Here is a 23,805-nt window from a genome sequence, read left to right on the forward strand (position 1 = left end):
ACTCAAATCCTAAAACAGATCATGAAATCCTCATCAAAAAAGTCCATCCTGGTGATTTATACCGGCGGTACGATCGGAATGATTAAGGATGTGGGAACCGGCGTTCTAAAACCCTTTAATTTCGATAGTGTTTATGAACACCTGCCTTCACTCAAACTATTTGATTTCACCATAGATAACTATTGCTTTGACCCTGTGATTGATTCGTCCAATATGCAGCCTAAGTATTGGATAGAAATTGCCCGCGTGATTGAAAAAAAATATGAGGATTATGATGGTTTTGTTGTGCTACACGGATCTGACACCATGGCTTACACCGCATCGGCGCTTAGCTTCATGTTTGAAAACCTCAATAAACCGGTGATTCTGACAGGTTCGCAACTGCCTCTGGGGATGGTTCGCACTGATGGTCGCGAAAACTTTGTGACAGCCCTCGAAATTGCAGCTGCAACGATTGATGATACACCCATCGTCCCCGAAGTAGCCATTTATTTCGAAAATCAACTGATGCGTGGAAACCGAACTATCAAATTTAACGCAGAAAACTTCGAGGCATTCCGATCACCAAATTACCCCCCATTAGCCACTGTAGGCATTCACATCAAATATAATCATGCTCAGATACGAAAACCAAACTTCAAGAAGCTGAGGCTTAATACAAACCTTTGCACCGACATTGTTATTTTAAAACTCTTTCCTGGAATTACTGAAAATACAATCCGTGCAATTCTTCAAACAGATGGCTTGCGGGGTATTATATTTGAAACTTACGGCACTGGAAATGCTCCAACCGAAAAGTGGCTGCTCGATCTGCTGGCTGATACCGTTGACAAAGGGATTGTTATTTTAAACGTCACTCAATGCCAGGGTGGAAGTGTAGACATGGAAAAATACCAGACCGGTATGGCATTGAAAAAAGTTGGCGTCTTAAGCGGAAACGACATCACCACTGAGGCAGCAATTGCAAAAATGATGCATGTATTGGCGAACTACAAAAAGCCCTCAGAAATCAATTCCATGATGATATCAACCATTGCAGGAGAAGTAACAATGGATAAATAACGGCGCTCAATTGATTTTTTTTGATGTTTATTTAATTGATAATCATCATACTATCAAAATTAAAAAAAGATTACATGTTTTTGTATCAGATATTTTTTTTACTTTAGCCGCTCAAATTTTTAGGAGGAACGATTGAAATTCTTGGACGTTTGGAGAGGTGGCCGAGTGGTTGAAGGCGCACGCCTGGAAAGTGTGTGTACGCCAAAAGCGTATCGGGGGTTCGAATCCCTTCCTCTCCGCCATTTTTTTGATAAAATGCTGATTTTGAATTAATTTAATTTTAATAAACAGGAAACATTTAATTATTTAATCAACAAAAGTAAACCATGAAAAAATTATTTGCTTTTTTGACGATTGCTGCACTCTTCACATTTGGAATTGCAGTTACAGTTTTTGCACAGGATCAAACTACCACAGACCAGGCGGCTCAGACTGAAGCAGCAGATATGGGTCAGGATGAGAGCATGGAAGACGAACCCGTGCAATCCACTCTCGAAGCCGAACCAGAGGTAGAAAAAGAATTTCACCAGATTTTAAAAGAAAAATTCATTGAGGGTGACTGGCGTTTTATGGGTATCGTATTGCTCACGCTGATATTCGGGTTGGCATTGTCCATTGAAAGGATTATTTACTTAAACCTTTCCACAACCAATACCAGCAAGCTACTGAATAAAGTGGAATCTGCCCTCGAAACCGGTGGAATTGAAAGCGCAAAAGAGGTCTGCAAAAATACAAGAGGTCCTGTGGCTGGTATTTTTTACCAGGGCCTTGAAAGGTACAGTGAAGGATTGGATATTGTTGAGAAATCAGTTGTTGGGTATGGCAGTGTGTTAATGGGACGCCTGGAGTCAGGTTTGTCCTGGATTTCACTTTTTATTGCCCTTGCCCCTATGCTTGGCTTCCTTGGAACAGTTATCGGAATGGTTCAGGCATTTGATGATATCGCAGCTGCCGGTGACATTTCTCCAACCATCGTAGCCAGTGGTATTAAAGTAGCTCTTTTAACCACAGTTTTCGGATTGGTCGTTGCTATTATCCTTCAGCTTTTTTACAACTACATTGTGTCAAAAATTGATGGCCTTGTCAACAGTATGGAAGACAGTACCATTTCTTTTATTGATATTCTTACAAAATTCAAACTCAACAAAAAATAGAAAGGCATCACAATGAAAGACAAAGTAGCAACAACGCTCAGGATATTTCTAACCTTGCTGTTGGTTGTATCTGGGGTGCTTTTTATCATTTTTTACTCAACGGGAGAAGAATTTACCAGTGCTGTACTTACCTGGGGTTATATACTTCTGGCCATTACAGTCATCGTAACCATTGTGTTCCCGATCTTAAACACCATCTCAAATCCAAAAAGTGGAAAAACAGTACTTGTAGGAATTATCGGATTTATTGTTTTATATCTGATTTCTCATGGACTGGCTTCTGGTAATATTGAAGGAGATGTTTACCAGGTTTTCAATATAACCGAAGCTACATCCAGATTTATTGGAGCCATGCTCAACATGACTTTTATTCTGGCAATTGTAGCAGTGTTGGCAATTATTTATTCTGGGATTTCCAATTCATTAAAATAAGAAAAACACTATGGCAAGGCCACTTCAAGAAATTAATGCCGGATCAATGGCAGATATCGCCTTCTTGTTGCTGATCTTCTTCCTGGTAACAACAACCATGGATGTGGATACAGGAATCGGAAGGAGACTTCCACCGCCATTAACCGGTGATGAAAAACCACCGGACATTAACGAACGTAACATCTTTACTGTTAATATCAACAGTCGCGATCGCCTTCAGGTTGATGGCCAACCTGGTGATATCCGTACACTTCGTCAGCAAACCAAAGAGTTTCTGAGGAATCCGCAAAACCGTGATGATATGCCTGAGATGATTACCAAGACATTTCCAGAGCTTGGCGCTGTCAGGGTACCCAAGAATGCTGTCATTTCATTGAAAAATGACCGTGGAACATCCTACAAGATGTACATTGCCGTCCAAAATGAATTGGCGGCTGCTATCGCAGAATTACGGAACGAACTTTCGATGGAAAAATTTGGTAAACGCTTCACCGAGCTTACTATTGATACTCAAATTGAGGCCATCCAGTCAGCCGTTCCAATTCCTATTTCAGAAGCTGAACCAGTAGAAGTTGGAGGAGAATAATTATGGCAAGATTTAAAAGAGGAAAAAAAGGGGGCACCCCTGGAATCAGTACAGCATCATTACCTGATATTATTTTCATGTTGCTGTTCTTCTTCATGGTTACCACTGTGATGCGGGAAGTAACACTGATAGTAAAAATTAAACCGCCGGAAGCTTCTGAGGTAAGCCGGCTTGAAAAGAAAGCACTGGTTAGCTACATTTACATTGGAGTCCCGGTAAAGGCTAATCTTTTTGGTACAAAGCCACGTATCCAGCTGAACGACCAGTTTGCCAGAACCTCAGACATACCTACTTTCGTTACCTCTGAGCGTCAGGCTCGTGACGAATCCGACAGGAGGTTCATCACCACATCACTCAAAGTGGATGAAGGGATACGAATGGGAATTGTAACCGATGTAAAACAAGAGCTGAGAAAAGCAGGTGCTTTTAGAATTAATTATTCAACCAGGAAAGTTGAAAAATTGAATTTTGCGAAGTTCTGATAGAAAAAACCAAACAAAAAAAATGGGGGTGAACGGGTAAATCTGTATCACCCCTAATTTTTTATTTGCTTTTCGGTGCAATTATAAGTCCCAGTTCTTCCAATTGCTCTTTTGCTATTGTAGAAGGTGCATCAATCATTACATCCCGGCCAGCATTGTTTTTTGGGAAAGCAATAAAGTCGCGGATGGAGTCCGAACCTCCAAAAAGTGAAACCAAACGATCGAAACCAAGGGCAATGCCTCCATGCGGTGGTGCGCCAAACTCAAAGGCATTCATCAGAAAACCAAATTGGTTTTGAGCCTCTTCAGCGGTAAAACCGAGTATCTGGAACATCTTACCCTGGAGAATTTTATTGTGAATTCTAATAGAACCACCACCAATTTCCACCCCGTTGATCACCAGATCGTAAGCATTGGCACGTACCTGCTCAGGGGCAGTATCAAGCAGATGAACATCTGAAATCTTTGGCGAAGTAAACGGGTGATGCATAGCAAAAAAACGCCCTGATTCCTCATCCCATTCGAGTAATGGGAAATCAATCACCCAAAGCGGTGCAAACACATCCGGCTTTCGCAGCCCCAGCTGATCAGCCATTTCGAGACGAAGTGCACTCAAGGCTTTTCTCGTTGGAGTGGTTTTTCCAGCCAGGATAAGCATCAAATCTCCGGGTGCAGCATCGAATGAAGCAGTCCACAATTGTAGTTGACTTTCATCGAAAAACTTGTCAACAGATGATTTAACCGTACCATCGTTATTAAATCTTAAGTAAACCAAGCCTGAAGCACCAAGTTGTGGCTTCTTTACGAATTCGGTTAACTGATCCAGTTGCTTGCGCGTATAATCAGCACAACCCGGCACGTTGACACCAACTACCAACTCTGCATCGTCAAATACTTTAAATCCTTTGCCTTTCGTAAGATCATTCAGCTCAACAAAGGTCATCCCGAATCGTATGTCCGGTTTATCGCTGCCATAATTTTTCATCGCATCAGCAAAGGTCATTCTCGGAAATTTTTCGGTCATATCAATCTGCTTCACCACTTTGAAAAGATGTTTGGCCAATCCTTCAAAAGTCTCCAACACATCATTTTGCTCAATGAATGACATCTCACAGTCAATCTGTGTAAATTCGGGCTGTCGGTCAGCACGCAAATCCTCGTCTCGGAAGCATTTCACAATCTGGTAGTACCGGTCAAACCCCGCAACCATTAAAAGTTGTTTGAATGTTTGCGGGGATTGGGGCAGGGCATAAAATTCGCCCTGGTTCATCCTTGAAGGCACTACAAAGTCACGCGCTCCTTCCGGGGTTGACTTCATGAGGACTGGGGTTTCAATTTCGACAAAATGTTGCTGATCTAAATAATTTCTTGTTTCAATAGCCATTCTGTGCCGAAGCATCAGGTTGTTTTTTACGGTGTTTCTGCGCAGATCAAGGTACCTGAATTTCATTCGGAGTTCATCACCTCCATCGGTCTGGTCTTCAATAGTAAATGGTGGTAATTTGGCAGGGTTGAGCACTTCGAACTGATCAACAAATATCTCGATTTCTCCTGTAGGCATCTTCAGATTTTTCGCACTTCTTTCGATTACTTTCCCGCTGACTCTGATTACATATTCACGGCCGGTTTTTTTTACTTCACTGATCAACCCAATATTGGTTTTTCCTTCTTCCATGATCAGCTGGGTAATTCCATAACGGTCGCGAAGATCAATCCAGATCAGGCCTCCTTTGTCTCTGACTCGCTGCACCCAGCCGCTAAGGGTAACATACTTACCAACAAAGCCCAGGTTTAGTTCTCCGCAATTATGTGTTCTGTACATATGTTTTCCGATTTAATAATTTGAGTTGGCGAAAGTATAAAAATTGACCGAATCGTAAGAATTTCAAAGTACACGCAAATTGTCTTACAAAACCCATTTTACAATTGACCAAACTGACGGGAAGAGTAATAAACTTGCCGTTCATCAGTTATTAAACCCTGACACCATTATCTGACTGCCATAAATGTTGCTATTGCCACGACGACAGCGTTGATTTTTTCGTACTTTTGCCACAAATCATTTTACCATGAAAAAAGCCATCTTGATAATTGCAATATTGATTACCGGTATTGAGGGCTTCTCTCAAAGCCCCACAACAAGCACACGTAAAAAATTCAGCACCATTATTGATGTTTTCACCGACATAAATGTAAATATCCCTGATTCCGTCGACACACGCTTCTTTAATTTGGGGGCAAACTTTTCAGGTCTGTATGACTATCGTTTCGGAGAAAGTGATTACAGTTTTGCCTTCGGCATAGGGATCGGATCACATAACTTTTACAACAACTGTTTTGTTGTGGTTGATACTTTAGGGGTTTCAGAATTTCAACGTATCAAGACCCTGTATCCCGGCACCAATTATGATAAAAACAAAATCTCCTACACCTACTTTGATATTCCCCTCGAGTTTAGGCTGCGAACCAAAAAGGAAATTAGGGCTGCTCTTGGTTTTAAATTTGGATTTCTGATCGACACACACTCAAAATACAAAGGCGACGATTATCTTTATGAGACTAACGATCAGCTGCTTGTCAAATTCAAAGATGTTGATAACATTCAGGATTTGAGATACGGTATCACTGCACGTGTCGGATGGAAATTCATTAACCTTACAGGGTTTTACTCGTTATCAAAAGTTTTCGAAAATCAAAAAGGTCCGGATATGTACCCCATTTCTGTAGGTATTTCGTTGATGCCTTTTTAAATGTACAGAAAGTGCAGTAACATCACCGTTGTTCCCAACACAAAACCTGCATAAACCTCTGCTGGACGGTGCAACCCCTGTGTAAGTCTTGCGAAACCCACTATGCCGGAAAACGCTATGATGAGCAGGATGTAGAAAAGCAAATTCAGATCGAAAATAAATGTAATCCCCAGCAGTGCTCCCACGAATGCACCCATTGCCACCATGTAAATACTGATATTCCAAACTAAGGTAATCAGAATGCAAATACCAATCAGCGTGGTGCTCCCAAGAATGAACAAGGTAAAAATAGGTGAGAGCTGGATTTGATTCAATAAATGAAAGGTGAGAAAATAAAAAACAGCCGCAATAAACATTACAGCAATTTTCCCCTCTTTTTTCGTAAATTTCAACAGGTTCTGAAAGTACGATGCAAATGTGGTGATCAATAGTGCTGGAATAATATAAGTAGTGATGATCACCATGCCAAGGAGCAACCATTTGGCTTTGACGGGTATGGCCGTTACTACTTGTGTGCTCAGGTTGAGTGTAATAATGAGATAATAAAAGGTAATGAAAAGAGGATTGAGGCTGCGTGATATGAGTCTGGCTAATGGCATCATTGAAAGCTAATTACAATTTGGGGAAGAACCGGTTAAAGCTCTTTACGCAGCCTTGCTACAGGAATACCCAATTGTTCGCGGTATTTAGCTACTGTGCGTCTGGCAATATTATACCCCTTGGTTTTGAGAATAGCCGTCAATTGGTCATCTGTAACGGGCTTTGATTTATTTTCTTCAAAGATACAGTCCTGAAGGATTTTTTTTATCTCCCTGGTCGAAACTTCTTCTCCTGAATCGGTCTGCATGGATTCAGAAAAGAAACTTTTAAGCAGGAAAGTCCCGAATGGAGTCTGTACATATTTGCTGTTGGCCACCCTTGATACGGTGGAAATGTCAAGGTTAACAATTTCGGCTATATCTTTCAGGATCATCGGTCTAAGCCGTGTTTCATCGCCGGTCAGGAAGTAATCCCGCTGATACTCCATGATGGCATTCATGGTTACCAGTAGCGTATTTTGCCGTTGTTTTATGGCATCAATAAACCACTTTGCCGATTCGATCTTGCTCTTAATAAATTGAATGGTTTCCTTTTGTTGTCTGGATTTCTTAGATTTATCCAACACGTATGATTCAATCATATCCATGTAGGTCTTGTTCAGGCGGAGTTCAGGAGCATTTTTTGAATTCAGTGTCAATTCAAGGTTCCCATCTTGCGCAGCAATCATAAAATCAGGAACTACGTATTGGTTGGTTTTTGCGGTATCCGACATTGAATTGCCTGGCTTCGGGTTTAACTTCAAAATTTGGTCAATGGCCTCCTTGAGTTGATCATCTGTTACCTTTGCCTTTTTTGTAATTTTATCGTAATGTTTTTTGGCAAATTCATCAAAATAGCGTTCGATAATCAGGATTGGCAATTCGAAACTTTCATCGGGTTGTTCAGCCTGGTTCCTTTTGAGCTGAATCAGAAGACATTCTTTAAGATTGCGTGCGCCAACACCAGATGGATCAAGATCCTGAATTATTTCAAGTACTTCATGAATCTCAGCAGGTATTACTGATACATTTTGCGAAAAAGAAAGATCATCTACCATTGCATTGATATCACGCCTCAGGTAACCTGACTCGTCCAGGTTTCCGATAATGGTTGCTGCTATAGTTAGTTGCTTTTCGCTTAGATTTCTTAAGCCCAGCTGTGAGATGAGATGATCGTGAAAACTCTTGCCGACTGAAAAAGGGATCTCTTTTTTATTGTCATCATCGGGGCTATAGTTGTTAGCGCTCAGCTTATAACCTGGAATATCATCTTCACCCAGAAAGTCCTTCAAATCGAACTCATCTCCCTCGCTATTGTCCATTTCGTTTTCGAAATCTTCGTCTGACGTTTGTGGAGAATCATTTTCATCGTATTCGGGTAATTCGTCCAAGGCAGGGTTTTCTTCGATCTCCTGCTTTATTCTTTGCTCAAGGGCAACGGTAGGGATTTGCAGCATCTTCATCAGAAGAATCTGCTGCGGTGAAAGCTTTTGCTGAAGAGCCAGCTTTTGATATAATCCCTGAGTTCCCATGTATAATTTTTAAATCAATCTTGTGCAAAGTTAATAATGAAAATGATATTTCGGGCAAAAGAAATCAATTCCTATTAAAACTCCGCATTCTGCGGTGTTCTTGGAAATGGGATCACATCCCTGATATTTTTCATTCCGGTGACAAAAAGAACCATCCGCTCAAAACCGAGGCCGAACCCGCTGTGTGGAACTGTGCCGTACTTCCGGGTATCAATGTACCACCACATTTCCTTTTCAGGAATATTCATCTCCCTGCACCGCTGGATTAATTTTTCGAGCACCTCTTCCCTTTGCGATCCTCCGATGATCTCTCCAATTTTTGGGAACAGAACGTCCATGGCACGGACTGTTTTACCATCATCATTTTGCTTCATATAAAAAGCCTTGATCTCTTTTGGGTAATTGGTAAGGATCACCGGCTTGTTGAAGTGCTGCTCCACAAGATATCTTTCATGTTCGGCCTGCAGGTCAACACCCCATTCCACAGGAAACTCAAAATTCTTACCTGAGGCCTTCAATATTTCAATTGCATCCGTATAGGTCAATCGCTCAAATTTCAATTCAACAATAGACTTCAACCTGTCGGTCAACTCTTTATCGTACATGTTGTTTAGAAACTCAAGATCATCCTTGCAATGTTCCAAAGCATAACTGACAAGGTACTTAAGAAAATCTTCGGCAAGATCCATGTTGTCCTGAATCTCGTAAAAAGCCATTTCTGGCTCAATCATCCAAAATTCGGCCAGGTGCCTGGGCGTATTGGAGTTTTCAGCCCTGAAGGTTGGCCCGAAAGTGTAAACGAGCGATAGTGCCAACGCCCCGAGTTCGGCTTCTAACTGGCCTGAAACAGTCAGGTTCGTGGCTTTCCCAAAAAAATCTTCCTTGAAATTCACCGATCCATCAGGCAAAAGTGGTGGATTTTTGGGGTCTAATGTTGAAACGCGGAACATCGCACCGGCGCCTTCAGCATCCGATCCTGTGATAATGGGTGCATGAAGGTAATAAAAACCCCTGTCGTTAAAATATTTGTGAATAGCATACGCCAAAGCATGACGAATCCTCAATACGGCGCCAAAGGTATTGGTGCGGGGTCGCAGATGCGCTATCTCACGCAAAAACTCAAGGCTGTGACCCTTCTTTTGCAGAGGATAAGTTTCGGGATCAGCAGTTCCGTACAAAATGATTTCCACCGCCTGAATTTCAACGTTCTGGCCTTTTCCCATTGATTGTACCAGTTTTCCGGTCGCTGAAATACCTGAACCAGTAGTGACCTTCTTCAACAGTTCTTCATCAAACTGTTGTAAGTCTACCACAATCTGAATATTGTGGATTACCGAACCATCGTTCAAAGCAATGAAGGCTACCACTCCGCTTCCACGCTTGGTTCTTACCCAACCCTTTACATTGACAATAGTATCATAATTTGTGCTTTTCAAAAGGTCAACAACCTTTGATTGCTTCATATTTTCCATAAAAATTCCTTATTGTTTAAATCGGCTGCAAAAATAACTACTTTATTAAGGTTGTGATGGTGAAGGACATTTTTTACCTCCGATTTACTGTAACCCGGAGTAATTACCATTTTTAATCACTGAGCGATTGTTAAGGTTCAGGTGATTCTAGTTATTGATACTAAAATATTAAATTTGCCGGAATCAAATCTGCTATCATTTTCCAATGAAGAAAATAAGTAACAGTGATTTAAACCGGTTGAATGCAAAAGAGTTTGCTGAAGCAGAAAAAATACCATTAGTCATTATTCTTGACAATTTACGAAGCCACAATAATATTGGTTCAGTGTTCCGTACCGCAGATGCTTTCAGAATCAATGCTATTTACCTGTGTGGAATCACAGCCTGCCCCCCACATCGCGACATACACAAAACAGCCCTTGGCGCCACCGAAACAGTTAAATGGCAATATTTTGAAAACACAATGGATGCTGTTTTAACATTAAAAAATGAGGGTTATAAAATAGCGGCCGTCGAGCAGGTAACACATGCGATATCTTTGGAAAAACTCGATATTAATCCGGAAGAAAAGCTGGCACTTATTTTTGGCCACGAAGTTAAAGGTGTTGACCAGGAAGTTATTGATTTGTCTGATTTTAGCATCGAAATCCCTCAATTTGGAACGAAGCATTCATTAAATATCGCTGTTTCAGCAGGAATAGTTATTTGGGAAGTGTTCTGGCAATTTACTAAGAATTCTTAAAATAATAATTAAATCAATCAAATTACTTTGTAAAACATCAGATTTTAATACATTTGCAAAAAAATTAGGCTGTTTTTTGCTTTTTAAGTTTAATGCAGTAAAAATTTTTATTCTATTTGAAACTTTAGAATTAACAATTTGAAAATAAATTTATTAACTATCAAACAAATAAAGAAAATGAACCAAAGAAAAACGTTCTTGAAGATTGCAGGATTATTCCTTATCGCTGCATTTTTTGTTGGGTGTAATTCCCTGAATAAAATGGCCAAGAATTTCAACACAGTTACTTATCAGGTGACGCCTGAAGTGCTTGAATCCAAAGGCGGTATCGTTACTTTTACAGTAAGTGGTAAAATTCCTGCCGACTATTTCAATAAAAAAGCAGCCATCTTTTTCCAGCCCACCATTGAGTTTGAAGGCGGACAACTTGCGCTCAGGCCACTCATCCTGAAAGGTGAAAGTGTTTCAGGTGAAGGTACAACCGTTTCTTACAAAGATGGAGGATCATTCACTTACACCGAAACATTCAATTTTAAGGATGAAATGAAAGTATCTGAATTAATGGTCACCAGCGTTGCATTCCTTCCGAAACAGCCGATTGCAGCCGGAATGACTATAGAGGATGCACGCGCAATGAAGAAATCCGTAACGCTGGACGAAAAGAAACTGGCTGATGGGATCATCTTTACTTCACACAAATTAAACGTCGAGAACGAAGTTCGCGAACTGGTTGAGGTCGGAGAAGAAAATCCCGCACGTGATGCCAGCGGCAATGTTGACCTGAAAGCCTACCAGGTGAAAGATGAAAATAAGGTTGACCTGATGCGTCTTGCTCCCCATGGTTATGAAAAAGTTACCCTGGCCAGCGAAAGAGCCACCATTTATTTTGCAAAAAATTTGCATGAATACAATCCAAACCTTGAGTGGAACAAAAGCCAAAATGTAACTGCACTGCTTGACAATGTCAGCAACTTCGTTCGCAAAGGCTGGGAAATTAAAGAAGTTGTGATCAATGGCTGGGCTTCTCCTGAAGGTGAAGAAACTTTCAATGACGGTCTTTCAGAGAAAAGGGCAAACACAGCGGCAAACATCCTATACAAAAACTTCGATAATATTGCCAAAGAGAAAGACACTAAGGTTACTTTTAAAAATGCTAAAACCGATCTGAATTTCAAAATGGTTGGAAACGGTCCTGACTGGAATAGTTTCGTTACAAAAGTTGAAGCATCGAATATTCAGGATAAACAGCCAATATTAAATGTCGTAAGATCATCAAAACCAGAGCAGCGCGAAGAGGAAATCAGAAATATGATTCTCATTTTTCCTGAACTCGAAAAGAGCATTCTTCCTGCACAACGTCGTGCCGAAATTTTAATTACCTGCTTCGAACCTAAGAAAACCGATGAGGAAATTGCTCGTCTGGCCACAACCAACCCATCCGAATTAACACAGGCTGAATTGCTCTATGCTGGTACACTGACTGAAGATTGGGGAACCAAGTACAACATTTACAAAGCAGCTGCAAGCAATTTTGCCAACAGTTGGGAAGCACAGAATAACGCCGGTTACATGGCTTTGAAACTTGGCAAGGCTGATGAGGCAAAGAGTTATTTCGAAAAAGCTGAAAAACTCAATGCCAACAGTGGGCTCGTTGCAAACAATCTCGGTGTTGTGTATGCATACCAGAATAATTTTGTTGAAGCCGAAAAATACTTCAACAATGCCAACAGAATGGGCATTGACAACAACTATAATCTTGGCCTGGTAGCACTTAAAAAAGCTGATTACAAAGGTGCTATAAGCAAATTTGCCGGTGTAAACTGCAACTATAATGTTGCTCTTGCCCACCTGATTGACGGAAACACAAGCGGCGCTGCATCTAATCTTGAATGTGCAAGGAAAAACGGGCCTACCTATTACCTGCTTGCAGTTACAGGAGCTCGCACCAATAACCAGACTATGATGCTTAGCAACCTGAAAAAAGCCATCAAAGTGAACAACAAGTACAAAGCAGAAGCCAGTGCTGACAGAGAGTTCATCAAATATTTCAATCTTCCTGAATTCCAGGCTATCGTAAAATAGTTCATCAAATGATGAAAAAAAATCCCGGAGCAATGGTTTCGGGATTTTTTTTTGGCATCTTCTTCCCAAACTATTTTGTATAGGAGAAGTGTCTTCAATGCCAGTTCAACCAATTATTTGAAGAATAAAAGCTCAGTTTGAGAAAGTTTAAAGTCAGAATAATCCTTCAAGCATCAAAATACAGTCAGTCTTGTTGACCCGCTTTGTTTTTGGAACAGAAAACTTTCGCCCAAAAATAAAGAAGCCGTTTTAAAAGTCCTTTCACTCGATTAAAGGTCAAATATTGAGGTTGCCTCATTATCTGCCTAGTGACAACCAGAAAACCCTTAATGCTGAAAATCATATTCAGGGTGTTTTCTGGCAGTAACTGCTTAAGATTTAATCCGGATTTGAAGCTGAGAAAGGATTTGTTTTACCGGTTTGAAAAGGAATAAGCCTGAATCTGAAACTATAATCCTGAGCGGGTAATAAATACTGGGGATGCGGCATGGCGCCCCAGCTGTCGTCCCCACCCACGCCCATTTGCATCAGATCAATAGTAACAAATACTTTATCCTGTGGAATAATATCGATGGTGTGACGGTAATTTTGTTTGGTACCCTGATCAAAATCCTCGATAGAGTTGTGCAGTGCGGAGCCGGAAAATATGGGAAATCCATCAACAAGCAATCCGTTTCCGGAATCATTAGTCAAAGTCATCCAACGAACATCGGTTTTATAACCGTTTTCCTGGGGACGAATATAGGGAAAATACTGATCAATGACTTTACTTTCATACAGGTCAACAAAAGCAGAAGATTTTCTGTCGCAGTAATTTTCGTGTGGTCCTCTGCCAAACCATTCCATGTTTTTGAAACTGCCCGGCAGAGTAAAATGAATACCAAAACGGGGGAGTTCCGGCCTGTTTGATCTCAGGTCGTTGTAAGTTAAGGACATGTTGCTGCCAGTTTTAGATTTGATTAACTTTTCCGTCATTTCTTCAAAATCGAAATACAGCAACAGTCCATTTTCATTCCCAGTTAATGGTGACTGGCTTTGCTGGTATAATTCCTCCAACGAAAGTTTTCTGTTCCACAGCCTGAACTCATCCAGTCTTCCCTGAAATCGCCGTTCATTGCGGCTGTTATTGCCAATAAAACTCTCCCCGAAAATATTCACCGCCTCAGCATGTTCTAAAGCTATAGTTTGTACCAGTTCACCATTAACGCAAAGCATCAACGTCTTATCGAAGCTGCTGTAAACCATCGAAATCAGATACCATTGATTCGTTCTGAAAGGAAAATCAAATGCCCGGTTTTCATTTCCTCCAATGAAAGCGTATAGCTTGCCATTGTTTCTGAATTCAATGTGCAACTTACCCCTGCTCCACTTTTTATTACTCCAGATGGCGTTCATATCCCCAAAACCTGAGGGATAAACCATAACTTCAAGTGTGAACTCGGTTAGCTCCAGGTAACCAGGGTCGTTGAGCTGGAAAAATGCCGGTAATGCATCAAAATCAATTGAATTACCAAAGTCATCTTTTGAAGAAACAATAAGATCAACATCGGGCATAGGTATTTCCAGGAGTTTCATGGATGACTCCACATTGATTTCACCAAAACCATTAATGATATATTCCATTTTGTGATGAGCATTAACCGGAGGCAAATAGTAAGTTGCAGTAAAAAGTGCCTGTGAAGGATCAATCTTTTTCAGCGAAACTCCGGTTACCTGTTTGTATTGACTTGCTTCTCTCCAGGGAGCGCAACGTTTGTCCATCCCGTTGCCAAAATCATTGTCGGTAGGCGCCCGCCAGAAATTAGGGCGAATTGGTTCGTCGATAACGGCGTGACCATTTGACTGCCATTTGGTAATTTCTCCACTTTTTTTATCAAAAACAATTTTGAAATCGCTTCCTGAAAAGACAATACTATCATTGGTTTCAGTAGTTTTTAGATGGGGAATGTTTTTTTGAGTCAAAATAGCAGCAGGCTCATAATTCGGAATTTCAATCTGTTCTGAAGCCACCTCAAAGTCAGAAGGAATCAATTCACCAGAAGTTTTGGTTAACACACTGAAATGGACAAAATACTCCTTACCCGGTAACAATTTTAATCCGGAGAAATCAATTTCGATGGTCCGGCTTTGGTGTGGTTTGATAGACAGGTTTTCTATCTGTCCCTCGATAATGGTTTGCCCTTCAGTCTTTACTTTCCATGAAAGGTAATGTTGATCCAGACTCAGGAAGTCGTATTTGTTTAAAACATGGAAGCGTCCTGCCAAGGGATTAATCGTTTTTATTCCAATATATTGGTAAACCTTCTTCACCTCCAATAATCCCGGGTGGAGTGTTCGGTCGGCTGAAACCAGTCCATTGGCGCAGAAATTTCCATCGCTTGGGGTTTCCGGAGGGCCAAAATCACCTCCATAGGCAAAATATTCAATACCTTCAGGTGATGTTTTTAGCAAACCCTGGTCTACCCAATCCCAAATAAATCCTCCCTGCAATTGATCATACTTTTCAATTACTTCCCAATATTCTTTGAGATTACCGGTGCTGTTACCCATAGCATGAGCATACTCACACAGGATGAGCGGCCGTTCCTGGTGTTTTTGCGCGTAGCTTTCGATATGCTCGATTGAGGCATACATAGGACAATAAATATCTGTGTTCGGGCCAAGCAAGGCACGTTCGTAATGCACAGGGCGTGATGGGTCTCTTTGCTTGATCCAATTATAGCAGGTAGTAAAGTTTATCCCGTCACCGGCTTCATTTCCCATCGACCAGATGATGACCGACGGGTGATTTTTGTCCCGTTCAACCATTTGTTGAACCCGTTCCAGATGAGCCTTTTCCCAGGCTGGATCTTTGGCAAGACTTCGCTCACCGTAACCCATACCGTGCGATTCGATGTTGGCCTCGTCAATCAGGTAAAGACCATATTTATCGCACAGGTCATACCAGCGGGGGTCATTGGGGTAATGGCAGGTTCTGACAGCGTTGATATTGTGCTGCTTCATCAGTTCAATATCCTTAATCATCGAACTTTCGGTTATAACATGCCCTGTTTTTGGATCATGTTCGTGTCGGTTCACACCTTTGAGGGTAACAGCAACACCGTTAATTAAAAGCTGTCCGTTTTTGATTTCAGTGGTTCTGAATCCAATGTTAAATGATTGAACCTGTAGAATGTTGTTTTTGCGGTCGATCAGGGAAATGACTACCTTATAAAGTTCAGGTGTTTCGGCTGTCCATTTACGTGGATTTTTTATAAAAGTACTAAACCTCAACTCTTTTTGTTCGTTTGCATCCACCCGGATATTTCGCTTCTCCTGAAAAATAACAGCATTAGACATACTGCCAAGCAATTGAACCAGAATAGTTAGTTTGGGTGATTTCCCTTCATCATCATTAACCAAATCCACACTCAAATCCAACTGGCCATCGCGGTAATCGTTCACTAATTTAGCATTTGCAAAACAATCATGAATATAAACTTTAGGCAGACAATATAGAAACACATCACGCTCGATTCCGCTGATGCGCCAGAAATCCTGACATTCAAGGTAAGAACCATCACTCCAACGGATCACCTGGACAGCCAGTTTGTTTTTGCCCTGCACTAAATAAGGTGTAATATCAAATTCTGCTGGCAGCTTACTGCCCTGGCTGTAGCCTACTTCATGGCCATTTATCCAGACACACATGGCAGATTTCACAGCACCAAAATAAAGGATTACCTTGCGATCTTCCCAATCAGCAGGAATTTCAAACGTCGTAATGTATGATCCCGAAGGGTTTTCATCATGAGGGATAGCAGGGGGCTGTGGATCGGAAGTCCATTCGTAGGGCTGATTGACATAAATGGGTACACCGTATCCCAGTAATTCCCAGTTAGAAGGAACCGGAACCTGATCCCAACCGGAATAATTGTAGTCATTTGAAAAAAATTCCTCTGGTCGCTCTCCAAGACGACCGGAAAATTTGAAAAACCACAATCCGTTGAGCAACATAAAGTAAGGAGATGCTTCCCATGTGTTGTTAAAAGCCTGTTCAGTGTTAGCATAAGGAATAGCAAATGCTTTTGGGGGCATTTTATTCCGTCCCACGACATCAGGGTTTTCGATGTCGTCGAAGAGTTTTTCGTGTTGCGAAAAAGCAAGGTTGACATTAACCATCAACGCGATGAAAAGAAGCAGAGAAGTAAAGAATTTCATAGTTATCCGGAATTAAAAAAGAACATTCGATTTTTTGAAACAAGTCACAAATTTAATCGGAAATCTTTACAACCCGACAGACTAGAAATTATTAATCCGGTTTGATGATGAGTCTGTAACCGACATTGTGAATATTTTCAATTTTTACTTCCGGATCTGGCTTAAGATACTTACGAAGTCGCGACACAAAAACATCGAGGCTGCGACTGGCAAAATAATGATCATCACCCCAAACCTTCATCAGCAAATCATCACGTTTAAGAATAGTATCATGGTTTTCACAAAAAATTCTGAGCAGATCAGCTTCGCGAAGGGTTAGCTCCCGTGTTTTATCATCCAAAGTCAGCCGCTGGTTAATGACATCAAAAATGAACCGCCCGATGTTGATCATTCCTTTTGGTTGTAAAATCCGCTGACCACTGCGTTTAAGAAACACTTCGATTTTGAGTGCAAGTTCTTCAATGCTGAAAGGTTTGGTGATATAATCATCGCCACCAAGCCGGAGACCGAAAATCTTGTCCTCCTTGGTCGATTTGGCTGTAAGAAAAATTATTGGGATGTCCGAATTGCGCTGTCTGATCTTTGTCGCAAGTTCGAAACCGTCCATCTTTGGCAACATCACATCGAGAATACAAAGGTCGTAAGTATTCGTTTCAAAGAGTTTAAAGGCTCGTTCCCCATCTTCGCAAAAATCGATTTCATAGCCGTGCAATTCAAGGTTGTCGCGGGTTACAAACGATAATGTTGTATCGTCTTCAACATATAAAAGTTTGGCTTTGCTCATGATTATTTGATTTCGATGATAAAAATTGACCCTTTCCCGACCTCACTTTCAAGCCGGATGTTCCAGCCATGCGCTTCACAAACTTTTTTTACATAATATAACCCCAATCCAAAGCCTTTGACGTTGTGCACATTACCGGTTGGTACGCGAAAAAACTTTTGAAACACCTTCTTCTGGTATTCCTGTCCGATGCCAGGGCCATTATCACGCACCTCAATGTTTATACTTCTGTTATTCAGCGTAGTTTTTACAAGGATTTGTGGCTTTTCCAACGAGTATTTGGTGGCGTTATCAAAAAGGTTGTAAAAGATATTTGTCAGGTGTAAAGGATCGGCTTTTAATCCATTGATACGATGATCAAAATCAGTTTGAATACTCAAGTTTTCGGAATTTCCATTCTGTTTGTGGTGGTTTTCGACCACTTCAGCAATTAAATCATTCAGGTTCAGCAGTTCCTTTTTCAGTTCAAAACCACCCTTTTCAATACGCGCAATTTGCAGCACTTTCTCTACAAGTTCATTAAGCCGGCTATTTTCCTGTTTGATGATAGCGCTGTAATTCTTCAGGCGTTGCGGTTGATTCAATATTTCCGGGGAGGAGATCACATCAGCCGAAATGTTGATGCTTGAAATAGGTGTTTTAAACTCGTGCGTCATGTTATTGATAAAATCCTTTTGCAATTCCGAAAGCCGCTTTTGCTGCAAAATAACAAACATGGCGTAACCAAAGAAAATGACTGAAACAAGCAAAATGACTGAAAATATGATCCACAAGGTCATGTCGGCGCCGAGGTAGTTTTTCTTGGAGGGGAAATTTATTCCGAAATAATACACATAATCACTGTATTTTGGAAGGTTTGTGGTCAGTTTTATCGGTTTGTTGTCTCCTTTCGCCGAAATGTAATCACCGTAAACCATTTTATCGTCGTGGCAATCGTAAATGGCATACTCATAATCGGCAGTGATACTCAACTTATCAAATTCTGTCTGCAGGTAATATTCGAGGATATTGGCATCAATAACGCTATTCAGATTGACAACAAAATAATTGGCAGAGAGCTGGTTAACCGGATTGACGTTCGGAAGAACTGTCTGGTTGTAGGCACTCATCCTTTCAGCTACCTGTCTCAACGCAATCTGTACCGTTTGGTTGAATTGTTTTTCTTTGATGCTCCAGGCATTCTGCAACCAATAGGTCTGAACGATGATGATCCCAATGATGGCAAAAGTTCCCAAAATAACGATGAACCTGATCTGGTTGCGTTTCATGTTCTGAAATCTTTTTGGTTTAATAAGTTGAAAATGCAACGATAAAAGTAAACGATTTTCTTGCAACCTGCGGTATGTTTACATTTCATTAACAAAGTTTTGAACTTCATTAACATGACAATTGGGAATTTCGGCTCACCTTTGTCGCGGAATTTTTTTATTTATCAACCTAAAATCTAAATTGACATGAAGAAATCAATGATTATTATGATGATGATGGTGCTGCCGGTTTTCATAATGAATGCCCAGGAACCAGCACTATCAAGCAAGAAAAATGATGCAGCAGCCGAAAAAGTAGCAGTGGGGCCAAAAGCTTCCTGGGAAGCCCAAATTGTTGACCTGGGTGAAGTAACCTTCAGGGTGAGTAAGGATGCCGAGTTCAAACTCACCAATACCGGAAATCAGCCACTGTTGATTACCAGCGCCAAAGCATCTTGTGGTTGCACAAACCTAAGGTATTCCGAAGAACCGATTTTGCCGGGGAAGACTGCAATTATGGCTGTAACTTTCAATGGCACAGGGAATGGACCATTCCGTAAGTCAATCACCGTTCAGACCAATGATTCTCAAACTCCTACGGTTTTACAAATCACAGGAACAGTGATCAAAACTGAGTAATTGTGAACCTTTAGATTGCCTGTAGCCCCGATGGTTTATCAACTATCGGGGTTTTTCATTTTTGCTGCATCATCCCTTTTAATAAAAATACTTTCTTAATTAGACACTATTTAACTGTTTGGTTTATTCGGATGGCTTTTTAATTACTCAGAAACTAAAAGCAAGGTTGGTTGTTTATTCATCAAAATCATATCTATAACCTTACCAGTGAAAAATTTTCATGTACATCGAAGCCCTGGCAGCAATGGCCATTCAAAACCCGGTTTTCCATTGGTTTTCGACCTGAAAGTGATTGTTGATAATCAACATCCTGAGGAATATTCGAGAGCACATCTCCGAACACTGTTTTCACAACTTGAAATCCCCAATACCAACTGGCGCTCCCGGCTCAGTGCCGAAGGAAAGTACATCAGTTTTACCATTGAGGTATTCGTGAAAACAGATGAGATGATGAAGAAGCTCTATGCAGATTTAAAAACCCTTCCCGGTATTAAGTTGGCGTTATAATGAGGATGGATTGCCAGTCCGTCGGAGCCACTTTTTTTAAGGCAACCTTACAAATCACTGCCATAAAATTCTTGCGAAAAGATCAATACTTTTTGTCTTGGCGAATGGATTTTCGAACCCTACCAGCCACTTTTCAAAACATCACTTTAGTAATTGCCCACTACTTTTTGCAAAACGCTGCAATCCCTCAGGCACTTTTTCAAAATAGGGTGTTGTAGCGGGAATCACTGACGGCTGACCAAGTTGCTCCATGGTTTTCATCCCCTTTTCGCTGTTTAAAAGAAAAACAAGGAATTGCTCGGCCAACTCTTTGTTTTTGGATTTGTGGGGGATGGTTAGTCCATAGACCATGCTTTTCCCGGTTTCGGTAATTGTACTTCCGGGGGTTGATCCAAGAGTCTCGGTGCTCACCTGGCTGTACCACTCTTCCAGTTCAGCATTACCCTGACTCAATTCCGGGGGAAGTTGGAGATAAGGTAATTTATGCTGCTGTGCTACACTTCGATACAAAAAAATGTAGTCAACATGGTTGCTTTCCAGCAATGCGATCAGATCAGTTTCTTTTGGCCGGATGTTTTGAGAATTTTTATCGAGGAGCAGATCAGCCAGACCCGGTTGTTGATAAAAAATCTCAGCCAGCTTTGCGGTAAATACCGTTCTCACTCCGCACGGATCGTGATCAGGGTTACTGCGGGCGATGCTCACATCGGGTCTCAACAGAATTTCCGTCCAGTTTACCTGATTGATTTCTTCAGCATAGCGCGATTTATCGGTGTAAACAATGGCCATTTCGTTGGCAGCAAATTTCAGGTACCATGAAGCATGATCTGGGATAAGCATATTTTCGATCACGGTATAATCTGCCGAAAGGTAAATATCGCAGGGAGTTTCGATTTCCATGATCCGCCTTGCCCCAGCTTTACTCCCCCAGGCTTCGGTTAAAAATCTGACCTCAGGGTGTTCTGCCTGAAAAGCTTCAGTGATTAGTTTTACTGGATAGGTAAGACTGCCGGCATGGACAATATGCAGTGTATTTTCGCTGGTGCCTTGCTGATTTGACTGAAAATGACATCCGGACAAAGCAATAAACATTATAACCCATATCGAAACCAAATCCGGCCTTCTACCATTGATGGATCTTTTCATAAATGCAACTTTTTTGCAAAGTTACGGGTTCCTGGTTAAAACGTGTATCTCAGTTCAGCGGTGATCATTCTTCCCGGAGCAATCATATTTCTTGAATCTACGTAGTCGTCATCCAGTAGGTTATTGACTTTAACCGAAGCAGAAAGCCCTTTGTAAACCGGCCGCCAGAGTTGCAGATCAATATTGCTGTAAGCTTCAATTTCTTCAGTGTTCACATCATTCAGCCATTGTGCGCCTTTGTAATCATAGGATACAAACAAATTCACATACTTGTTTCTCCAGGTGAAGGAGGCATTGAGTATGTCATTTGGCTGGTAAACAAGGGATTTTCCTTCCAGATCATCGTCAATTTCATCATTAAATCTTTCATATTCAACAATTTCAGTGTCAATATGGCTATAGGATAAAGATAGATTGATATTCTCGGTAAATTTGAGATTAACTGCCAGTTCAGCGCCCAGAATTTCAACTTTTCCAATGTTATCCTTGATGCGGATTGGTCTCATTCGTCCACTCATCATCAATGAGTCGCCAGTAGCAATGTAGGCATGATAATCGGTCCCAATTGAATAATAAACAGTAGGGGAAATGGTGATTATTTTTCCGGCGAAAATATCGCCGCCAATTTCAAAATTATCGAGGTACTCAGGTTTTAAATCAGGATTAGCCAGCTTCATTCCCCCGGAAATCCGCCCGGTACGGCACATGTCATCCAGCACAGGCGGCCTGAATCCACGGCTGTAACCGCCATACACACGGTATTGATTTTCAATGTGATATTGTAACGAAAGTCGGGGACTGACTGCATTGAATGAAGCATCGTCCAGTTCGCCGGCGAAATCCTGCAAAAATGCCGTTTCGTTTGTCGGGTCTTCCACGATAAATTCGCCATCGTAGAAACCGGCAAAATCATACCTCAACCCGGCCAATACCCGCCAGGGAGAATCAAACAATCTGATTTCATCCTGCACGAAGAACCCTGTCTGAAACATTTTCCCGCGGTTAATCACCTGGTCGGTGGAGGTAATGTAAATGTCGTTACCATCCACAGCGCCGTTTTTGGAATCAAGTCCAACAGTGAAAGCATGTGATTTACCGGCGTCGAAATTCAACGCAGTAAGTAACCCTAAATCCGTTCTGAATGATTCCACATCGTAACGGGTGATTTTATCATTTCTGACGCTCTCCCTGATGTTCTGATAATTCTCCCGCTGGCCGTATAATGTTACATTCAGCTGACTGGTTTCGGAAAAGCTTTTACGGTACATCAACCTTCCGTTTACATTATCATAGGTATTGTAGCCGCCATCTTCGGCTGCCAGTTCATCATTTTCAAAACCATAACCGGTATAGTCCTGGCCTGTTCCCCTGTCGCCGGTGTAAAAACCTCCTGCAAGCTCAATAGTCTGATCCGGTTTGATGTTATAACCCAAACGACCATTTACAAGGTATTCATCCAAAAAAGAAGGAACTGAATATTCATCCACCTCATCTGCAGGTGTGGTGATGTAACCGTCGCTGGTTCGGTACATTCCGTTAACTCCCCAGAAAAGTTTATCCTGCTTCCCTGAAAGAGCAGCCTGCGTTTGCCATGTGTCGAATGTTCCGTAACTCTGGCTGATATTACCCTGAAGATTCTTCTCCGGAACCGGGGTAATCATGTTAATGATACCCCCCATGGCATTTCCGCCATAAATAGACGAACCTGGTCCTTTTATTACTTCAATTCGCTGAATGTCGTTTACACTCAATGAATTCCAGTTTACCGTACCTCCGTCGGATTTATTGATCGGGACACCATCCACTAAAACCAGCGTGCGCCCCTGCTCGCTCCCCATTCCACGCAACGAAACAGTGGATGAAGATAAAAAAGCAGAACTTCGGCTAACCGAAATACCCGGAATAGAACGCAACAACTCATCAGCCGAGAGAGCAGGAATCGAACTAATCTTTTCCCGACTCATTACTTCAATCCTTGAAGGATAATCCATCGCCGTCTGCCGGCTGCGCGTCGCTGATACGACCACATCTTCCAGTTCTAAAACATCCGGCTCAAGTGCAATTTCGATACTTTCCCCAAAAACACTATCGGTAAAGCTTTCCCGTGTCGTCTTAAAACCCACATAGCTTACAACCAACACAAATAGCTTTTGGTTTTCAAATGGAATCTCAAAAAAGCCCTCATTGTTGCTCGTTGTTGATGTATTCGTTCCTTCCACCTGAATGGTGGCGCCGCTTAAACCTTCGGATGTTTCCGCATTGATTACTTTACCGCGAACGATTGTTTGCGCAGATAAACTGCCTGATATCAATCCAAAGGCAATTAACAGTAAATAAAAAAAAATTCTTTTCATGTCTTTTTACAAGTATTAAATGAATCAATTTTTCGAGTTGCAAAAATAGCATATCG

19 protein-coding genes and 1 tRNA gene are annotated in these 23,805 nt (G+C 41.4%); 11 read left to right on the forward strand and 9 right to left on the reverse strand.

What is annotated here, in order from left to right; all coding sequences use genetic code 11:
- Positions 1 to 21: 21 nt before the first annotated feature.
- The 6 genes from IH598_15065 (at position 22) to IH598_15090 (ending at position 3,716) form a co-directional block, all read left to right on the forward strand.
- Positions 22 to 1,062: an asparaginase gene (locus tag IH598_15065; GenBank protein ID MBE0639837.1), complete on the forward strand. Its 1,041-nt coding sequence runs from the start codon at positions 22 to 24 to the stop codon at positions 1,060 to 1,062.
- A 151-nt stretch (positions 1,063 to 1,213) separates the two neighbouring features.
- Positions 1,214 to 1,304: transfer RNA gene (locus IH598_15070), tRNA-Ser, on the forward strand.
- 84 nt (positions 1,305 to 1,388) lie between these two features.
- A complete protein-coding gene (locus IH598_15075; protein MBE0639838.1) occupies positions 1,389 to 2,216 on the forward strand; it encodes a MotA/TolQ/ExbB proton channel family protein in 828 nt (275 codons plus the stop codon).
- Between the two features lie 12 nt (positions 2,217 to 2,228).
- Complete coding sequence (locus IH598_15080; GenBank protein MBE0639839.1) at positions 2,229 to 2,648, forward strand: hypothetical protein; 420 nt, start codon at positions 2,229 to 2,231, stop codon at positions 2,646 to 2,648.
- 10 nt (positions 2,649 to 2,658) lie between these two features.
- Positions 2,659 to 3,234 carry a biopolymer transporter ExbD gene (locus tag IH598_15085; GenBank protein ID MBE0639840.1) on the forward strand — a complete coding sequence of 192 codons (576 nt, stop codon included), beginning with the start codon at positions 2,659 to 2,661 and terminating at the stop codon, positions 3,232 to 3,234.
- A 2-nt stretch (positions 3,235 to 3,236) separates the two neighbouring features.
- Positions 3,237 to 3,716, forward strand: a complete 480-nt coding sequence (locus IH598_15090) for a biopolymer transporter ExbD (GenBank protein MBE0639841.1) — start codon at positions 3,237 to 3,239, stop codon at positions 3,714 to 3,716.
- 61 nt (positions 3,717 to 3,777) lie between these two features.
- Here IH598_15090 and aspS read toward each other — a convergent pair whose 3' ends face one another.
- Positions 3,778 to 5,538 carry an aspartate--tRNA ligase gene (aspS, locus tag IH598_15095; GenBank protein ID MBE0639842.1) on the reverse strand — a complete coding sequence of 587 codons (1,761 nt, stop codon included), beginning with the start codon at positions 5,536 to 5,538 and terminating at the stop codon, positions 3,778 to 3,780.
- Between the two features lie 247 nt (positions 5,539 to 5,785).
- Here aspS and IH598_15100 point away from each other — a divergent pair, with 247 nt between their 5' ends.
- Positions 5,786 to 6,466, forward strand: a complete 681-nt coding sequence (locus IH598_15100) for a PorT family protein (GenBank protein ID MBE0639843.1) — start codon at positions 5,786 to 5,788, stop codon at positions 6,464 to 6,466.
- Here the strand turns inward: IH598_15100 and IH598_15105 are convergent.
- The 3 genes from IH598_15105 to asnS all read right to left on the reverse strand — a co-directional run bounded on the left by IH598_15105 (position 6,463) and on the right by asnS (position 10,039).
- On the reverse strand, positions 6,463 to 7,068 hold the full coding sequence (locus tag IH598_15105) for a hypothetical protein (GenBank protein ID MBE0639844.1): 606 nt from the start codon (positions 7,066 to 7,068) through the stop codon (positions 6,463 to 6,465). The two genes, IH598_15100 and IH598_15105, sit on opposite strands and share 4 nt — an antisense overlap.
- A gap of 32 nt (positions 7,069 to 7,100) precedes the next feature.
- Positions 7,101 to 8,576 carry an RNA polymerase factor sigma-54 gene (rpoN, locus tag IH598_15110; protein MBE0639845.1) on the reverse strand — a complete coding sequence of 492 codons (1,476 nt, stop codon included), beginning with the start codon at positions 8,574 to 8,576 and terminating at the stop codon, positions 7,101 to 7,103.
- A gap of 74 nt (positions 8,577 to 8,650) precedes the next feature.
- The gene (asnS, locus tag IH598_15115) at positions 8,651 to 10,039 is read right to left on the reverse strand and encodes an asparagine--tRNA ligase (GenBank protein MBE0639846.1); all 1,389 of its coding nucleotides are present in this window, start codon (positions 10,037 to 10,039) and stop codon (positions 8,651 to 8,653) included.
- Between the two features lie 214 nt (positions 10,040 to 10,253).
- Between asnS and IH598_15120 the strand changes: the two genes are divergently transcribed.
- Together IH598_15120 and IH598_15125 are read left to right on the forward strand one after the other, a co-directional pair.
- Positions 10,254 to 10,790 carry an RNA methyltransferase gene (locus tag IH598_15120; GenBank protein MBE0639847.1) on the forward strand — a complete coding sequence of 179 codons (537 nt, stop codon included), beginning with the start codon at positions 10,254 to 10,256 and terminating at the stop codon, positions 10,788 to 10,790.
- 177 nt (positions 10,791 to 10,967) lie between these two features.
- On the forward strand, positions 10,968 to 12,872 hold the full coding sequence (locus IH598_15125; GenBank protein ID MBE0639848.1) for a hypothetical protein: 1,905 nt from the start codon (positions 10,968 to 10,970) through the stop codon (positions 12,870 to 12,872).
- A 378-nt stretch (positions 12,873 to 13,250) separates the two neighbouring features.
- Here IH598_15125 and IH598_15130 read toward each other — a convergent pair whose 3' ends face one another.
- The 3 genes from IH598_15130 to IH598_15140 all read right to left on the reverse strand — a co-directional run bounded on the left by IH598_15130 (position 13,251) and on the right by IH598_15140 (position 19,124).
- A complete protein-coding gene (locus IH598_15130; GenBank protein MBE0639849.1) occupies positions 13,251 to 17,072 on the reverse strand; it encodes a DUF4981 domain-containing protein in 3,822 nt (1,273 codons plus the stop codon).
- A 91-nt stretch (positions 17,073 to 17,163) separates the two neighbouring features.
- Entirely contained in the window at positions 17,164 to 17,856 is a 693-nt protein-coding gene (locus IH598_15135) for a response regulator transcription factor (GenBank protein ID MBE0639850.1), read from the reverse strand.
- 2 nt (positions 17,857 to 17,858) lie between these two features.
- Positions 17,859 to 19,124, reverse strand: a complete 1,266-nt coding sequence (locus IH598_15140; protein MBE0639851.1) for a HAMP domain-containing histidine kinase — start codon at positions 19,122 to 19,124, stop codon at positions 17,859 to 17,861.
- 186 nt (positions 19,125 to 19,310) lie between these two features.
- Here IH598_15140 and IH598_15145 point away from each other — a divergent pair, with 186 nt between their 5' ends.
- Positions 19,311 to 19,742, forward strand: coding sequence for a DUF1573 domain-containing protein (locus tag IH598_15145; protein ID MBE0639852.1), 432 nt, complete (start codon positions 19,311 to 19,313; stop codon positions 19,740 to 19,742).
- A 207-nt stretch (positions 19,743 to 19,949) separates the two neighbouring features.
- A complete protein-coding gene (locus IH598_15150; GenBank protein MBE0639853.1) occupies positions 19,950 to 20,249 on the forward strand; it encodes a DUF493 domain-containing protein in 300 nt (99 codons plus the stop codon).
- Between the two features lie 141 nt (positions 20,250 to 20,390).
- On the opposite strand, the gene wtpA is transcribed toward IH598_15150, so the two are convergent.
- On the reverse strand, positions 20,391 to 21,395 hold the full coding sequence (gene wtpA / locus IH598_15155) for a tungstate ABC transporter substrate-binding protein WtpA (GenBank protein ID MBE0639854.1): 1,005 nt from the start codon (positions 21,393 to 21,395) through the stop codon (positions 20,391 to 20,393).
- A 35-nt stretch (positions 21,396 to 21,430) separates the two neighbouring features.
- Complete coding sequence (locus IH598_15160; GenBank protein ID MBE0639855.1) at positions 21,431 to 23,749, reverse strand: TonB-dependent receptor; 2,319 nt, start codon at positions 23,747 to 23,749, stop codon at positions 21,431 to 21,433.
- Between the last annotated feature and the right edge of the window lie 56 nt (positions 23,750 to 23,805).

The sequence above is a fragment of the Bacteroidales bacterium genome (assembly GCA_014860585.1).
Lineage (GTDB): Bacteria > Bacteroidota > Bacteroidia > Bacteroidales > 4484-276 > RZYY01.

Coding starts and splice junctions, on each gene's coding strand:
- IH598_15065 (MBE0639837.1), top strand. CDS start 22: ATGAAATCCTCATCAAAAAAGTCCATCCTGGTGATTTATACCGGCGGT.
- IH598_15075 (MBE0639838.1), top strand. CDS start 1,389: ATGAAAAAATTATTTGCTTTTTTGACGATTGCTGCACTCTTCACATTT.
- IH598_15080 (MBE0639839.1), top strand. CDS start 2,229: ATGAAAGACAAAGTAGCAACAACGCTCAGGATATTTCTAACCTTGCTG.
- IH598_15085 (MBE0639840.1), top strand. CDS start 2,659: ATGGCAAGGCCACTTCAAGAAATTAATGCCGGATCAATGGCAGATATC.
- IH598_15090 (MBE0639841.1), top strand. CDS start 3,237: ATGGCAAGATTTAAAAGAGGAAAAAAAGGGGGCACCCCTGGAATCAGT.
- aspS (MBE0639842.1), bottom strand. CDS start 5,538: ATGTACAGAACACATAATTGCGGAGAACTAAACCTGGGCTTTGTTGGT.
- IH598_15100 (MBE0639843.1), top strand. CDS start 5,786: ATGAAAAAAGCCATCTTGATAATTGCAATATTGATTACCGGTATTGAG.
- IH598_15105 (MBE0639844.1), bottom strand. CDS start 7,068: ATGATGCCATTAGCCAGACTCATATCACGCAGCCTCAATCCTCTTTTC.
- rpoN (MBE0639845.1), bottom strand. CDS start 8,576: ATGGGAACTCAGGGATTATATCAAAAGCTGGCTCTTCAGCAAAAGCTT.
- asnS (MBE0639846.1), bottom strand. CDS start 10,039: ATGAAGCAATCAAAGGTTGTTGACCTTTTGAAAAGCACAAATTATGAT.
- IH598_15120 (MBE0639847.1), top strand. CDS start 10,254: ATGAAGAAAATAAGTAACAGTGATTTAAACCGGTTGAATGCAAAAGAG.
- IH598_15125 (MBE0639848.1), top strand. CDS start 10,968: ATGAACCAAAGAAAAACGTTCTTGAAGATTGCAGGATTATTCCTTATC.
- IH598_15130 (MBE0639849.1), bottom strand. CDS start 17,072: ATGAAATTCTTTACTTCTCTGCTTCTTTTCATCGCGTTGATGGTTAAT.
- IH598_15135 (MBE0639850.1), bottom strand. CDS start 17,856: ATGAGCAAAGCCAAACTTTTATATGTTGAAGACGATACAACATTATCG.
- IH598_15140 (MBE0639851.1), bottom strand. CDS start 19,124: ATGAAACGCAACCAGATCAGGTTCATCGTTATTTTGGGAACTTTTGCC.
- IH598_15145 (MBE0639852.1), top strand. CDS start 19,311: ATGAAGAAATCAATGATTATTATGATGATGATGGTGCTGCCGGTTTTC.
- wtpA (MBE0639854.1), bottom strand. CDS start 21,395: ATGAAAAGATCCATCAATGGTAGAAGGCCGGATTTGGTTTCGATATGG.
- IH598_15160 (MBE0639855.1), bottom strand. CDS start 23,749: ATGAAAAGAATTTTTTTTTATTTACTGTTAATTGCCTTTGGATTGATA.